At 69.4% G+C, this 14,855-nt stretch carries 11 protein-coding genes; 2 read left to right on the top strand and 9 right to left on the bottom strand.

Annotated elements, in window-relative coordinates; all coding sequences use genetic code 11:
- Positions 1–32 precede the first annotated feature (32 nt).
- Complete coding sequence (yczR, locus tag ACV095_RS17500) at positions 33–1,514, bottom strand: MocR-like transcription factor YczR (RefSeq protein ID WP_478222372.1); 1,482 nt, start codon at positions 1,512–1,514, stop codon at positions 33–35.
- A gap of 61 nt (positions 1,515–1,575) precedes the next feature.
- Between yczR and yczE the strand changes: the two genes are divergently transcribed.
- The gene (yczE, locus tag ACV095_RS17495) at positions 1,576–2,211 is read left to right on the top strand and encodes a membrane protein YczE (RefSeq protein WP_018770845.1); all 636 of its coding nucleotides are present in this window, start codon (positions 1,576–1,578) and stop codon (positions 2,209–2,211) included.
- Positions 2,212–2,233: 22 nt separating this feature from the next.
- Here yczE and ACV095_RS17490 read toward each other — a convergent pair whose 3' ends face one another.
- The 7 genes from ACV095_RS17490 to ACV095_RS17460 form a co-directional block, all read right to left on the bottom strand.
- Positions 2,234–3,064 carry an Fpg/Nei family DNA glycosylase gene (locus tag ACV095_RS17490; RefSeq protein WP_223993778.1) on the bottom strand — a complete coding sequence of 277 codons (831 nt, stop codon included), beginning with the start codon at positions 3,062–3,064 and terminating at the stop codon, positions 2,234–2,236.
- Positions 3,057–8,078 (bottom strand): ATP-dependent helicase, encoded by a 5,022-nt coding sequence (locus ACV095_RS17485; RefSeq protein WP_478222371.1) that lies wholly within the window; start codon positions 8,076–8,078, stop codon positions 3,057–3,059. Before ACV095_RS17485 ends, ACV095_RS17490 begins: the two co-directional genes overlap by 8 nt.
- Before the next feature lie 165 nt (positions 8,079–8,243).
- A complete protein-coding gene (locus ACV095_RS17480; protein ID WP_478222370.1) occupies positions 8,244–9,818 on the bottom strand; it encodes an FAD-dependent oxidoreductase in 1,575 nt (524 codons plus the stop codon).
- A gap of 90 nt (positions 9,819–9,908) precedes the next feature.
- A complete protein-coding gene (locus tag ACV095_RS17475; RefSeq protein WP_478222369.1) occupies positions 9,909–10,562 on the bottom strand; it encodes a DUF4232 domain-containing protein in 654 nt (217 codons plus the stop codon).
- Between the two features lie 101 nt (positions 10,563–10,663).
- Entirely contained in the window at positions 10,664–11,434 is a 771-nt protein-coding gene (locus ACV095_RS17470; RefSeq protein WP_134165134.1) for a YcnI family protein, read from the bottom strand.
- Positions 11,435–11,517: 83 nt separating this feature from the next.
- The gene (locus ACV095_RS17465) at positions 11,518–12,150 is read right to left on the bottom strand and encodes a hypothetical protein (protein ID WP_134165133.1); all 633 of its coding nucleotides are present in this window, start codon (positions 12,148–12,150) and stop codon (positions 11,518–11,520) included.
- Positions 12,151–12,300: 150 nt separating this feature from the next.
- Positions 12,301–12,510 carry a hypothetical protein gene (locus ACV095_RS17460; protein ID WP_223995107.1) on the bottom strand — a complete coding sequence of 70 codons (210 nt, stop codon included), beginning with the start codon at positions 12,508–12,510 and terminating at the stop codon, positions 12,301–12,303.
- Between the two features lie 215 nt (positions 12,511–12,725).
- On the opposite strand from ACV095_RS17460, the gene ACV095_RS17455 reads away from it, so the two are divergent.
- Positions 12,726–13,073 carry a hypothetical protein gene (locus ACV095_RS17455; protein ID WP_018770854.1) on the top strand — a complete coding sequence of 116 codons (348 nt, stop codon included), beginning with the start codon at positions 12,726–12,728 and terminating at the stop codon, positions 13,071–13,073.
- 59 nt (positions 13,074–13,132) lie between these two features.
- On the opposite strand, the gene ACV095_RS17450 is transcribed toward ACV095_RS17455, so the two are convergent.
- Positions 13,133–14,848 carry a thiamine pyrophosphate-dependent enzyme gene (locus tag ACV095_RS17450; protein ID WP_144601243.1) on the bottom strand — a complete coding sequence of 572 codons (1,716 nt, stop codon included), beginning with the start codon at positions 14,846–14,848 and terminating at the stop codon, positions 13,133–13,135.
- Positions 14,849–14,855 lie beyond the last annotated feature (7 nt).

Raw genomic sequence — 14,855 nt, 5'->3', positions numbered from 1 at the left:
GCGATTCCGACGGCGGTCGGTCCGGGCCCGGGTCAGGCGATGGCGACGGCGGGGGCATGGGTGAGCGAGCGCCGCAGCTGGGGAGCGGAGTCCAGCTTGTCCTGGGCGGCGCGCAGCGCCAGCACCGCCGTTTCGAGCTTGTCCGGTGGAAGGGCGAACGGCACCCGCAGGTTGCGTTCGAACGCGCCGCCGATGCCGAACCGGGGTCCCGCCGCCAGCCTGACCCCGAAGTCCGGCGCGAGCACTGTCAACGCCGTGCTGATGGGCGTGGGAAGCCGGCACCAGATGGACAGGCCGCCGGCTGCACGCGTGGTGCGCCAGGTGGGCAGATGTTCGGCCAGGAGGCCGAGAAGTGCTGCCCGGTTGCCGCGGAGGGTCTCCAGCAGCGCGGGCAGCGGTTCGTCCAGGGCCCGCACCAGGTGGGCGGCGGCGAGCTGTTCCATGACGGGTCCGCCCAGGTCCAGGGTGGTGCGTGCCGCGGCAAACCGCTGGATCATCGCTTCCGAGGCCCGGATCCAGCCGGTGCGCAGGCCGCCCCAATGCGACTTGCTGAGGGATCCGATGGACACCACCGTGCTGCCGAAGGCGGCCAGTGGAGTGGTGGCGACGCCGTCCAGGTTCAGTTCACGGAGTGTCTCGTCCGCTACCAGCACGGTTCCGGCAGCGGCGGCGGCGCGGACCAGCCGCCGGCGCTGGGCGTCCGGCATGATCATGCCCGTGGGGTTGTGGAAGTCGGGGACCAGGTAGGCGAGCTTTGGCTTTTGCTGGGCCATGGCCGACTCCATGGCGGGCAGGTCCCAGCCGGACTTCGTGAAAGCCACCGGGACGGCACGGCAGCCGGCCGCCCGGATGGCATCCAGCGCGTGCGGGTAGCTGGGGTGTTCCACCATGACCCGGTCCTGCCGGCCTGCCAACGTGCGGATGATGATGGTCAGGGCATGCTGCGCGCCGGACGTCACCATGATCTGGCCTGCCTGGGTGGGCGCCCCGGCTGCCGAATACCTGTCCGCAATCGCCTGGCGCAGGGGCATTAATCCCAGGGCGTCGTAGCCGAATCCCGGCAGCAGGGCGGGAAGCTCCGTCAATGCCGCGGCGAAGGCCCGGTGCACCACCTCGCCGCTGGCAGGCAAGGCCGAATAGGCAAGGTCGATCAACCCTTCCGGTGCGGTGAGGCCAGGTGCGGTAAACGGTTCGGCCGGCCGCGGCTGCGGGCCGTAAAGCGCCCGGCCGAACGGCGTGAGTTCGGGGATGCGCGTCTTGCCGCGGCTGCCCTGGCCGCTGCTGAGGAAGCCCTGTTCCCGGAGGCTGGAGTAGGCGGCGGTAACGGTTGTCCGGCTGATGCCGAGGGCTGCCGAAAGGGACCGTTCGCTGGGCAGCGCGCTGTCCAGGGCCACACGGCCATCCAGGATCAGGAGCCGAACCACATCGGCCAGTTCCCGGTAGGCCGGGCCGGTGCCGTTGTTCCAGGTGCCAAGCAGGCGGGACAGGGCGGTGGCGCTCAAGGTGGTGGACATGTAGCCAGTATCTCAAACTGGCTATGTATTCCAATGCCAGTTGCATGGAATGGTTGTTTGCATGATGACCCGCAGACTCCTCCAGCTCTTCACCGGCCTCGCCATGTACGGCATCTCCCTGGCCATGTTCATCCGCGCCGGGCTGGGGCTGGACCCCTGGGACGTGTTCCACCAGGGGCTGGCGAACCGGACGGGTCTGAGCATCGGTGTGGTGGTCATCGCTGTGAGTTTCCTGGTGCTGCTGCTCTGGATACCGCTCCGGCAAATGCCCGGCTTCGGCACTCTCTGCAACGCGGTCCTGGTGGGCGTATTTGCGGACGTCGGCCTGGCCCTGATTCCTGCCGTACCCCACGTGGCCGGCCAGGCCGGGCTTCTTGCAGGGGCCGTCCTGGTGAACGGCGTCGCCTCAGCCTGCTACATCGGGGCCGGGTTCGGGCCGGGTGCCCGCGACGGGCTGATGACGGGACTGGCGCGCCGGACCGGGTGGTCAGTCCGGCTGTCGCGCACGCTGATTGAGGTGTCCGTGCTGGCCATCGGCTGGCTGCTGGGAGGCTCGGTGGGCGTGGGCACGGTGGTCTACGCCCTGGCCATTGGTCCGCTGGTCCACGTGCTGCTGCCGCGCTTCATGGTTCCTGCCGCCGTTCCGAAGACCGACGGCAAGGCACGGACCGCTATGGCTCCGGAGGGCTGCGCCTGACAGGACCACCTGCGCCTAAAGATCAACTGGGTACGGGCTGGCATTTCGGGCAGAAGTAGATGTCCCGCTCCTCCTCACCGTTTGGCTTGCCCAGGAGTCCGCGCTGGATGGGCGTGCCGCATTTCAGGCAGGGCTGGCGTTCCCGGCCGTACACCCAGTAGCCGGGCCTGCCTGCCATCCTGCCCACCGGCATGCCGCGGGCATTCAGGATGGTGACGCGGCGGCCGGGCCCGAGGTTCACTTCCAGAAGCTGTTTGGCATCGGTCATCAGGGTCCGCACGTCCGTGACCCCGGAAACCGGCGTGGCGGGATGCACCCCGGACAGGAAGCACGTTTCGCAGCGGTAAATGTTCCCGATGCCTGCGAGGTTCCGCTGGTCCAGCAGGGCAACCCCCACCGGCACCTCAGGGCGCGAACGGATGCGCCGTTCCGCCTCGTCCGGGTCCCAGTCCGGGCCCAGGAGGTCCGGGCCGAGGAATCCCACGATGGAGTCCTCATTGGCTGTGGCCACCACTTCCACAATGCCAAGGGAAAAGCCGACGGCGTCTGCCACGGCCGTGCGGAGCACGCACCGGGCGGTGAATCCCGGCTTCCGCCACCTTCCGCCAGGCGAATACACCTGCCAGGCGCCTTCCATCTTCAGGTGCGAGTGAATGGTCAGCCGTTTGTCCTCCGGGCTGACCACCCGCATCAGCAGGTGCTTGCCCCTGGGAACCACCTCGGCAACGGTCCAGCCGGCCAGGTTGAGGGTGGCGAACCGGGGCACGCGGAAGTCCGAGGCGAGCAGCGTCTGTCCGGCTAAAGCCTGGTGCAGCTGGCGGGCGGCCCGCCAAACCGAATCGCCCTCAGGCACGGATCCTCAATCCCTTCGGGGTGGAGTAGGCGCCGGCGGAGCTGAGGGCAGCGGCCACCGGGGTGTCCAGGATGCCGTGCCCGTTCACTTTCTCCATGATCAGCTTGTCCACCGCACCGCGGGTGACCACCCCCACCAGCGCGGCACCCGCCGCCGCCAGGACGGCCTCGTCATCGCTGAAGGCCAGCAGGGTCTTCCCGCCACGCTCGACGTACAGAACCAGCGCACCGTCCACCAGGACCACCAGCGCGCCGGCCTTCCGGCCGGGACGGTGGCCGGTTCCGGCGTCGTCCTGCAGCGCGGGCCAGGGGAGGGCCGCACCGTAGGGGTTGGCGGGATCGGTGGCGGCGAGGGCCAGGGCCACCGGTTCGGCCTTAGCCAGCTGCGTGTCTTCCGAGTAGGAGCGGAGCCGGTCCACGGTGGCCGGAACAGCGAACTGGGCGGCACCAAGATGTTCGATGAAGTACCCCCGGCGGCAGCGGCCCGCCTCCTCCAGCCGGGCCAGGACCTTGTACATCAGGCCGAAGCCACCCACGATCTGTTCGGCCATGACCGAGCCCCGGGTGACCACGCCATAGCGGTCCAGCAGGAGTTCCGCCGTGGCGCGGGCATGGATGGTGGGATCGAGTTCAGGCTCGGGAAGCGCCGACCACCGCCCGGCGGCGGTGGGCGGAGTGGCGGCACCCTGCGTTCCATACCGGCCGCCGGCCAGCCCGGGGGAGCCCATCAGGCCGGTGCCGTGGGAGCGGCCCAGCCGGCTGAGCCGCGGCGCCCTGGCACGTGGTGCCCTTGCCACCTGGCGGTGGGCCGTGTGGCCTCCCGCGATCAAGGCCCGGACCGGGGCGAACGTGTCACCGGTGATCCTGCCGGCCCATGCGAGGTCCCACAGCGCAGCCACCACCTCCTGGTCGCTCAGCACGGCGTCCATACCGCCCGCCACTTCGGTCAGCTGGCGGAAGAAATACCCGCCGCCGTTGTTCCGCAGGTGGTCCAGGAGCCGCTGGCCGGCGTCCCCCGGTTCAAACTCGGGCGATGGGTTGAGGGTCAGTTCCACCGAGTCCGCCAGGTGAAGGCTGATCCAGCCATCGTTTCCCGGGAGCGCCCCGGCCCCCGACCACAGGACTTCACCTGCAGCCATCAGTTCATCCAGCATCGCGGGCTGGTAATTGGATACCCGTGTGGCCAGCACCAGGGGCTCCCAGGCTGACGCGGGGACGGGCACCCCTGAGAGCTGGTCGATGGCGGTGATGATGCCGTCCAGGCCGCGCAGCGAGGGCTGGCCGCGGCCGCCGCCGGGAGTCCTGACATGCTGCCACGCGGGCAGGAAGCGTCCGTAGGCGGCAGCGTCCACCGGCTCCACTTCGGCACGCAGCGCGGCCAGGGAACGACGGCGGAGCTTGCGCAACACCTCGGCGTCGCACCATTCGCTGGCGATAGTGTGCGCAACGTCGGGGACGGGAGCGCTGGCGGCTTCATCGGCTGGCGGTGGTCCGGCAGGTTCGCCGGCCTCCGGCGGCGCGGTTTCGGGCGGGGTGACGTGGGGCCGGAATTCCCCCTCCACCACGCGTCCATCCGCTGCCAGGCGTTTCAGGGCCGTACCCACCACAGCCACACCGAGGCCCAGCCGGGCAGCGGCTTCGGCAGCGGTGAAGGGCCCATGGGTCCGGGCATACCGGGAGACAAGGTCGCCCAGGGGATCGGCCACCGGCTCGATGAAGGCCAGCGGAACGCCCATGGGCAGCGGAACGCCAATGGCGTCGCGGAGTCGGGCTGCATCCTCCACGGCGGCGAAGCGTTCAACCCCGCCGATGTTGACCTTGATGGCGCGGTTGGCGCGCTGGAGCGCGGCCAGGTGCGCTGCCGCCTCTTCCACAGTTGCGGCAGCGTCGACCGGCGGAGCGTCACCGGGCTCGAGGACCTGGACTGCGTCCCCTGCCGGCTGTGAACCCTGGAGCCGTGCCGCCGTTTCCCCGGCCGTCAGCGGGCCCAGCAACCGCAGGAGGTCCGCGACGCCCTCCATGCCCCGTGCACGCCGGTCAGGGGCCAGCCGCTGCAGCTCGCGTTCGGTGGCCTCGATGACTTTGGCGTCCAGGAGTTCGCGCAGTTCCACCCGGCCCAGCAGCTCGTTCAGGAGGGTGGAGTCCAGGGCCAGGGCGGCGGCCCGCCGTTCGGCGAGCGGGGAATCGCCCTCATAGAGGAACTGGGCCACGTAACCGAAGAGGAGGGACTTGGCGAACGGCGAGGGCTGTTGGGTGGTGGTCTGCAGGATCCGCAGCTCACGCCGTTCCACGGACGCGGCGATGTCCTTCAACGCCGGCAGATCGTAGACGTCCTGCAGGCATTCGCGGACTGTTTCCAGCACGATGGGGAACGTGGGGTACTTCCTGGCCACGTCCAGCAGCTGGGCCGACCGCTGGCGCTGCTGCCAGAGCGGCTGGCGCTTGCCCGGGGTCTGGCGCGGCAGCAGCAGCGCACGGGCAGCGCACTCCCGGAACCTCGAGGCAAACAGGGCGCTGCCGCCCACCTCTGCCGTGACGATCTGCTCGAGTTCCTCGGGATCGAAGAGGAACAGCTCGGCGCCGGGCGGCTCGTCCTCCATCATGGGCACCCGCAGCACGATGCCGTCGTCGGCGGCCATGGCGGAGCCGTCCAGTCCGTAGCGCTGGTGCAGCCGTTGCCCCACAGCCAGCGCCCACGGGGCGTGCACCGGCATGCCGAACGGGCTGTGCAGGATGACCCGCCAGTCGCCCAGTTCGTCGTGGAACCGCTCCACCACCAGGGTGGTGTCGCTGGGGACCACCTCGGTGGCCTGCTTTTGCTCGTTGAGGTACTGGATGAGGTTGTTGGCGGCGAAGTCGTCCAGGCCGCTGGCCTTGCAGCGCTCGGTGGCAGGGCCGGCGTCGGACGCGGACAGTTCGCGGACGAAGGCGCCAAGTGCGCGGCCCAGGTCCACGGGCCGGCCCAGCGAATCGCCCTTCCAGAACGGCAGCTTTCCGGGCTGCCCGAACGCGGGGGAGACCAGGACGCGGTCGTGGGTGATGTCCTCGATCTTCCAGCTGGTGGCGCCCAGGGCAAAGACGTCGCCCACCCGGGACTCGTAGACCATTTCCTCGTCCAGCTCGCCCACGCGCCGGCCGCCCTTTGGTGCGCGCGCCGGTTTGCCGTCCCCGGAGGGGGAGGCAGAGCCTTCCTGTTCGGTGCCGATGATGTAGACGCCGAACAGGCCGCGGTCCGGGATGGTGCCGCCGGACGTAACGGCCAGGCGCTGGGCTCCGGGCCGCCCCTCGATGGTGCCGGCGTTGCGGTCCCAGATGATCCGTGGCCGCAGCTCGGCGAATTCGTCGGACGGGTAGCGCCCCGCCAGGAGGTCGAGGGTCGCCTCGAACGCTGACCGGGGGAGGGAAGCAAAAGGCGCCGAGCGCCGGACGGTGCTGAACCACTCCTCCACGTCGATGCTGCCCAGGGCGGTTGCGGCAACGGTCTGCTGGGCCAGGATGTCCAGCGGATTGGCCGGGATGCTGAGCCGCTCGATCTTGCCACCCAGCATCCGCTCCACGGTGATGGCTGTGTGGACCAGGTCTGCCCGGTGCTTGGGGAAAAGGACGCCCTGGGAAATCTCGCCCACCTGGTGCCCGGCGCGTCCCACCCGCTGCAGGCCGCTGGCCACGGACGGCGGCGACTCCACCTGCACCACCAGGTCCACGGCACCCATGTCGATGCCCAGTTCCAGGGACGACGTAGCCACAACGCAGCGCAGCCGCCCGGACTTGAGGTCGTCCTCGATGAGCGCGCGCTGGTCCTTGGACACGGAACCGTGGTGGGCGCGGGCCAGGACCGGATCAGCGCCCGCGGAGCTGCCGGCCTGGGCCATCATGTGCGCAGGGGTGGCGGTTGAAGCGGGAATGCCCGACGGCGGTCCCCCCGGCGTGCCGGGCGCGCCGGCCTGCCCTTCCGGGCCGGGATCGTCCCAGCCCCCGCCGACGGCAATCAGCTGGCGTTCGGCGTAGATCTCGTTGAGCCGCGCCGTGAGGCGTTCGGCAAGCCGCCGGGAGTTGGCGAAGACGATGGTGGACTGGTTGGCCAGCACCAGGTCCACGATCTTTTCCTCCACATGCGGCCAGATGGAAGCCTGCGGCTGCAGGCCGGAAGCCGGGCCGGAGTCGAACGCCCCTGCCGCGCCCTGCAGGTCCGACATGTCCTCCACGGGCACCGATACGGTGAGGTCCCAGTTCTTCCTGGCCGGCGGGGCGACGATCTCCACGGGGGCTGAACCGGCCAGGAACTGGGCCACCAGCTCCCGCGGCTCCACCGTGGCGGAAAGCCCGATGCGCTGCGCAGGCTTGGGCAGCAGCGCGTCCAGCCGCTCCAGGGACACGGCAAGGTGGGCCCCGCGCTTGGTCCCGGCCACGGCGTGGACCTCGTCAATGATGATGGTGTCCACCTCGGCAAGGGTTTCGCGGGCCTTGGAGGTGAGCATGAGGAACAACGACTCCGGGGTGGTGATGAGGATGTCCGGCGGGTTGGTCAACAGCGTCCGGCGGTCCGCAGCGGGAGTGTCCCCGGACCGGACCCCTACCGTGATCAGCGGGGCGGGAAGTCCCAGCCGCTTTGCCGTCTGGGTGATGCCGATCAGCGGGGACCGCAGGTTCCGTTCCACGTCAACGCCCAAAGCCTTAAGGGGCGAAATGTAGAGGACACGGGTCTTGCGCTTTGGCGCCCGGGCCCGCTTGCCTTTTGCGGGCGCTTCGGCAGCGGCGGGATCAGGGGCCTGGGACGCCGAGGCGAGCAGCCTGTCCAGCGCCCAGAGGAAGGCCGCGAGGGTCTTTCCGGAGCCGGTGGGGGCCACCACCAGCGCATGCGATCCTGAGGAGATGGCGTTCCAGGCCCCGGCCTGCGCAGGAGTCGGCTCGGAAAACGCGCCAAGGAACCAGTCCCTGGTGGGCCGGCTGAACTGGCCCATGGGGGCGGCCGCACCGGAAACACTGCTGCCGGCAGGACGCTGTTCCTGGTTCATGCCTCCATCATGCCGCAAGGCACTGACACCCGACTCCCGGGCGGCCGGGGTTCCGCCCGAAGCCGAACATCACCCCGTCCAACCCCGGGATTTCGGCCAAGGCAGACGGCAGCCCTGCAGGGCCTCGGCCGGCAAATCCCTGTTCAATAGCTGATCAATTCCTGTTCAAACAGTTTCGGACTCCGGCAGGTCCTTGGTGGCCGGGCCTTCAAGCAACCTTCCCTGGTTCGTGAAGCGGGACCCGTGCAGGGGGCAGTCCCACGTCTGTTCGTTGTCATTCCAGTGCAGGATGCCGCCCAGGTGCGTGCAGACCGCCGAGAGCCTGCAGGTGGTTCCTTCCACGGTGGATACAGCCACCGGCCGGTTGCCCTCGCGGTAGACCTTGCCCTGGCCTTCGGCCGGGACGGCGGCCGGGCCTGCGGTATCAGGTGTTGCGGGGGCAGGCGCTGCGGGAACGGTGGCTCCGCGGGTTCCCCGTTTGAGGCCGTCAATCCTGCGGCCCTCAGTGGTCACTTTCCCCCAGTCGGAGGCCATCCTCGCGGCAACTCCGGCGTTGAGCGCCACGGCGGACAACGCACCTGCCGGCGACGTAATGCGGTGGTGGATGGTGTCCGCCCAGGGCACCTGGCCGCCCAGGATGTCCGCCGAGATGCCCAGCGCGGCGGCGACGGCGTTGGTCATTCCCCACTTGTTGTAGCCGGTGCCGAAGTAGATCCGGCCCTTGCCGCGCGGGAGCTTTCCGAAGAAGGGCATGAGGTTGGTGGGCATGTAGTCCTGTGCCGACCACGTGTGCGTGGTGACCGCACCGGGGTAATGCCGGCCCGCCCAGTCGAGCAGCCCGGTGAGGTGCGCTTTCTCTGAGTCCGTCCGCCCCACGTGATGCCCGTGACCGCCCACAAGCAGCAGGTTCCGGCCGCCCATCTCATAGTCGCGAAGGGAGTGCGTGGGCTGCTCAACGGAGATATACATGCCCGGCGGAGGTGCCTGGTCCTCCTGCAGGGCAAGGGCCGCCGCGTAGGAGCGGCTTGGCTTCAGCTTGGCGAAATAGAGGCCGCGGTCCAGGACGGGGATTCCAGTGGCAAGGACGACCGTGTCCGCCCTGACACTGCCACGGTCGGTCCTGACGGCGGAGGGCGCATCACCGGTGACGTCCCGGAGGCGCACGCCGCTGACGATCCGGCCGCCACGGCGGCGGATGTCCGCCACCAGTGCGTCGAGGACCTCCATCGGATTGATCTGGGCCTGGTCCCGCAGCCGGGCGGCCCCGTGGACGGGAAACGGCAAACCCGCGTCGCGGACGTAATCCACGTCCAGCCCGGCAGTGGTGGCGGCGCTGACCTCCTCCCGCAGCTTTTCCGTTCCCTGTGCTGACGCAGCATAGGTGTAGGCGGTGCGGCGCTGGAAGGGCACGTTGTGCTCCTCCAGGTAGCGCAGCAGCCAGGCCTGGCCCTCCCGGTTTCCGTCCACGTACGCCTGCACCTGTTTCTGCGAATACTGGCGGGCCAGCTGGGACAGGAACGTGCCCTGCAGCAGCGTTACTTTTGCAGTGGTGTTGCCGGTGGTCACGGCCCCCGGCCGGCGGGCCTCCAGTACCAGTACGCTTTGCCCGGAGCGGGCCAGCAGCAGTGCGGCGACCAGGCCGGTGAGGCCGGCCCCCGCCACCACCGTGTCATACCTGGTGTCCGGTTCAAACGGATCAGAAATGAAGGGATCCCTGCGGTCCAGCCAAATCGACGTCATGCCAGTCCAACCTGCCTACGGTCCACGGCCCTCGCAGGCCAGTTTGTGCATCCCTCCATTCCCGGTTCCCTCCTGGGTCAGGTCCCGGGGTCAGGCGGGCTGGAACGCTCCAATGCTGAGCAGTGTGATGTTTGCGTTGCCGCAGGCCCGGGTAGGTTGCGGGAGGAACAGGGAATCGGTGTCCTCGGGCGGATAGATCCGGTAGCCGGCAGCATCCACGGGGGAGCAGTCCATGTAGTTGCCTGCCTGCGTGTAGCGCAGCACCGCAGCGCCCGTCTGGCCGGGGGCCAGCAGAACGTCCACGACACCTGCGGACTCATCCCGCGTGGCGGGGGCGCCAATGGGGGCGCCGGCGGCGTCTGCCACCAGGGAGACGCCCGGGAAGCCCCTGAGGATGCACGGCTCGGAGCCGCTGTTGGTGAGGTTGAGCTTCATGTAGACACTGCCGGCAGCGCCGCCACCGGACGGATCCGTGGCCGCCGTGAGCCCGGCCGCCTTGCACAGGCCCGGAGTGCCGGCAGGGCTGACGGGGGACGGGGAAGCCGGCGTCGACGTGGCCGGCGCCGAGGACGCCGGAGGCGCCGTTGACGCGGTCGGCGAGGGGGACTGGCTGGCCTGCCCGGTGGCGGGCGCCGTCGTAGTCTGGGACTGCGGCTGGCTTGGGCCGCACGCGGTGAGCAGCAGCGCTGCCGCTGCGGCCGCCGTCGTCATGGCAAACCCCTGGGAAATTTTCTGAGACCTCATGGGACCACCTTCGCGGTAGCCGTTGCCCGCGTCAACGATGCCACCTGCAGTAGGGGCAATTTGATGCCCGGATCGTGATGATCCGGGCACCAATTACGACCCTAGGGCTTGCCGGCCGGCTCCCGGCCGGCAGTGCCGGCGGCAGTGTTGCTGCCCGGCGCGCGGAGCCTGCCCTTGCTCCGCAGCAGTGCCGCCCCGCCCAGGACCAGTCCGCCCACGCCGGCAGCAAGCCCGGTCCAGCTGCGCGCCTCCGCGCCGCTGTCCGTCCCCGCCGCCTGTCCGGTGCCGTGGGCAGCTCCTGCCGCGCCGTGGGCGTCCGCGCTGTCCGCCGCCGTGATGGTGAGCGAGGGGGCGGGGGCTTTCAGCCCGTGGGGGTCCTGGCCGTCAGCGGCGACCTGGGACCAGTCGGTCTGGCCGCTTTCGCAGGTCTGCAGCGTGGGGAAGTTCAGGGTTGTCCCGGCCATGTCCGGCAGGTGCACGGAAAGGACCAGGGCGTCGCGCAGTTCGGGGCTCAGCGGCGTCTTGGCCGTATAGACGATCTGGCTGGTCCGCTGCGTGATGGCGGTTCCGTCCGGGAGCTTCCGGGGTTCGGCGAACTGTTCGGTCACCTTTTCCGCTGTCCAGTTGGGGTTGACCGTGGGTTGGGCGTCATTCAATTCCGGGGGCAGCGTGATGGCCACCTTCGTGGTGGGGGACGTGCCGCAGCCGTGCGGAATGCCGAACGTCAGCAGGGCATAGGAACCGGCGCCGGTCTTGTCCGGGGTCACGCCAACATGCGCTGAGGCGCCGCCCGCCACGGCGAGCAGGAGAACGGCTGAGCCTGCGGCGGCTGCGGATGCGGTCAGGGCACGGCGAAAAAACGGGGTTGTCATGGGTTGCCTTTCTGGCGCACACCACTGATACAGGGCGTGCAAAATGTGTACCCCGACGCCGTGCGGAAGGCCGGTGCGGGGCTTTAGCAGGGAAGCACGACGGCGGAAGGCGGGCCGCGCCGGCTGTCCTGGCGGACGTTGCGCCAGGGGGAGCGGTGCAAGGGAACGTGCCCGAACAGTCCGTTGAGGCGGACGGCAGGGACAGGTGCCACCGGCCCGGGAAGGCCGGCAAAGGGCCGCAGCCAGTCGGCCAGTGCCCACAGGGCAGCTTCGCCTTTGGCGAGGAGGAGGGCGCAGCCCAGCGTGGCCGCCGCGTGCGCTGCGAGCATCAGTGGTGCCAGCGCGGGATTTGCGGGACTCAGGTGCTCCGCCAGGGGAGCGAACGCTGCGAACCCGGCCAGGGGGACCTGGTGCAGGTGGGCCGCCGCCGGCGCACCTGCTGCGCTCTCAAGGGGAGCGGAAAAGGCGGTGAGAAGCTCGTGCAGGGCCAGCTGGCCGCCGCCCAGGAGCGCGGCCATGGCCGGAAACGCCAGCCGAAGGCGGGTTGCGGCCGTGCTGGCCAGTGCTGTCAGGGCCAGCACGGCCAGGAGGATGCCCGGGGCCGGAAGGCGGCCTCCGCCAACCACGTGGGCGCCGCCGGCGAGGGCCAGGGTGCCGGCGGCCAGGGTCGAGGCACGGAGGAGGTGGAAAGGGACCTGCGGGAGGGAACCACGCACGGCTGCTCCTCCTGCTGTCCGCCGGCACTGCAGGGTGCAGGGCCGGTTCCGCCTACGGGTCCGGAGCCGGTGCCCGGACCCTCAAGATTCTACCGGCCCCTTAGTCAGTCTCCGGCCCGGTGCAGTAGGGGCAATCGTCCGGGCAGTCCGTCATGCCGGCACCCCTGCCAGGTCGTAGCCGTCGGCGATATGGAACAAGCGCCGGTCTCCCGCGGGGGCTGCCACCCACACCACGTCGCCGTCATCGGTCCGGGCATCCACCAGGCCGCTGAAGGCGGTGTGCCCATCCCTCCTGAGTTCGACGCTGTCGCCGACCTGGACAGCGTCCCAGCGGACAGGGCTCTTTACGCGGCTCGTCATTGAAGTCACGGATATTCCTTTGAAGAGGCTTGGCCGGGGCGGCTGCTGCGGCCCCGGTGATGCCATCAAACCGCTGCGCCACGGCGCGGCTCAATGGAGGAATGGCCACGGGTTCCGGTCCCTTGTTGTGCATCCCTCCAGCAGGGACCCTGTGCCGGCATGGAGCGGCAGGGTTAGACTGCCTGCATACGTGTTGGCGATCGAAGGAGAAGTTCATGGACTACACCGGAAGCCAGTCGGAGAAGGCCGTAACCGCCGGGGAACTGGGCCGCAGCCACATCGGGCAGACCATCAGCTTCAAGCCGAACGAGTTCACGGTTGTGTTCGGCAAGCTCGCGGGCATCGCCCGGACTGAGGCCATGGTCTACCTGTCGCTGACGGGGGTTGGAAACGGCACCCACCTGAAGGACGAATATGACCTGCCGCTGACCCATGAGGTCTTTGTGCCGGTGGACGTCATCACCAACGCGGAATCCACCATCAAGGACCTGTTCGGCAAAGTCCAGGAAAACCTCCGCGGGGCCGGCCACAAGGGTGGCGAGGACCGGACGGACCGGCTCTAACCGCCCGCAGCAAGAGCAAGGAAGAAGGCCGGCACTTTCGTGCCGGCCTTCCCCTTGGCCTAGTACGCCTTGACCCGCTGCTCCACCACGAGATGGATGAGGGCGAATACGCCGTCCCGGTCAATCGCTGCCAGGGCTGCATCCAGCGCTGCCGGGACATCTCGGTCCTCGGTCACCGTGACCCCGAATCCGCCGAAAGCCCTGGCCATCAGCGCAAAGTCGGGGTTCTTCAGCTGGGTACCGGAGACGCGCCGGGGATAGTGCCGCTCCTGGTGCGTGCGGATGGTGCCGTACTCCTGGTTGTCCATGACCACCACCAGCGGCGTGGCCCCGTACTGGGCAGCCGTGGCCAGCTCCTGCCCGTTCATGAGGAATTCGCCGTCCCCGGCGATGGTGACCACGCGCCGCTTCGGTTCGGCCAGGGACGCTGCGATGGCCGAGGGGACGGAGTAGCCCATGGACCCGTTCCGCGCGCTGATCATGGACGCGTAGCGGCGGGTGGGGAAATACCGGTGCGCCCAGTTGGTGTGTTCACCTGCACCGAACGTCACCATCGCATCCTCCGGCAGCCGGGGGACGAGGTTGGCCATCAGGGTGTCCATCCGGGCCTGCCCGGCCGCCGGGGCAGCAGGAGGCAGCGTGGCAAAGCGCTCCTGCTCGGCGCGCATCCTGGCCGTCCAGGCCTTCCACTCTTCCTTCACGGGCAGGCTGATGCCCTCCAGGCCGCGCACGAACGCTTCCGGTTTGGCCAGGATCTGCCGCGACACCGGGCCGGACCTTCCCCGCAGCGACGGGTCCACGGTGACCAGGAAATTTTCCTTGTTCCAGTCCTGCCGGCAGACGAAACCGTCCGTAATGACGTCGCCCGGCACCGTTCCCACGAAGACCAGGAGGTCGGTCTCCTCCAGCAGGTCGTAAGTGGGGCGCGGCCGGCCATAGCCGATCGGTCCCACGTAGGACGGCGAATCGAAGGGCACTGTTCCCTGCGTCCGCCATTCCGCCGCCGCCGGGATGTGGTGCCGTTCCAGCCAGGCGGTGAGCTGGTCCGCGGCCTCCTGCGTCCAGTCGTTGCCGCCGGTCACGAACAGCGGCTTGGACGATTCCGCCAGCGCCGCTTCCAGGGCTGACGCATCAGCGCTGCCCATCCCGCCTGCGGCCACGGGAATCGCAGGATGCAGCGCAGGGCTGACCTCCCGCCGGATGACGTCCTCGGGCAGGCCCACCACCACGGGCCCGGGCCGGCCGCTCATTGCCGCAAACATGGCCTCCGCCACGATCTCGGAGGCCCGTTCCGGGTGGTCAAGGACCATCACCCGCTTGGCGCCGGTGTCGAACCAGGACTTGATGTCGAATTCCTGGAACGCCTCGCGGTCCCGGTGGGCAAACGGGATCAGGCCCACGAAGAGCAGCATCGGCGTGGAGTCCTGCCAGGCGGTGTGCAGCCCTACGTGGGCGTTGGCCGCGCCGGGCCCCCGGGTCACCATCGCCACGCCCGGGCGCTGGTTCAGCTTTCCGTCGGCTTCCGCCATGTACGCGGCACCGCCTTCATGGCGGCAGACGATGGTTTCGATCTTCGAGTTGTGCAGGCCGTCCAGCACATCCAGGAAGCTCTCGCCGGGAACCACATAGGTGCGTTCCACGCCATGCGCCACCAGCGAGTCAACGATCACGTGCCCCGCGGATTTCAGGGCGGGCGCCACGGTGTCCTGGTGATGGACGACGGCGGCGGGCCGGGTGGGGGAGGAGGTCAGGGTGGGCTGCGGCTCTGGTGTCATGTTCTTT

The organism is Arthrobacter sp. JDC6 (assembly GCF_056484025.1).
This window is presented reverse-complemented; position numbering and strand designations above follow the sequence as displayed.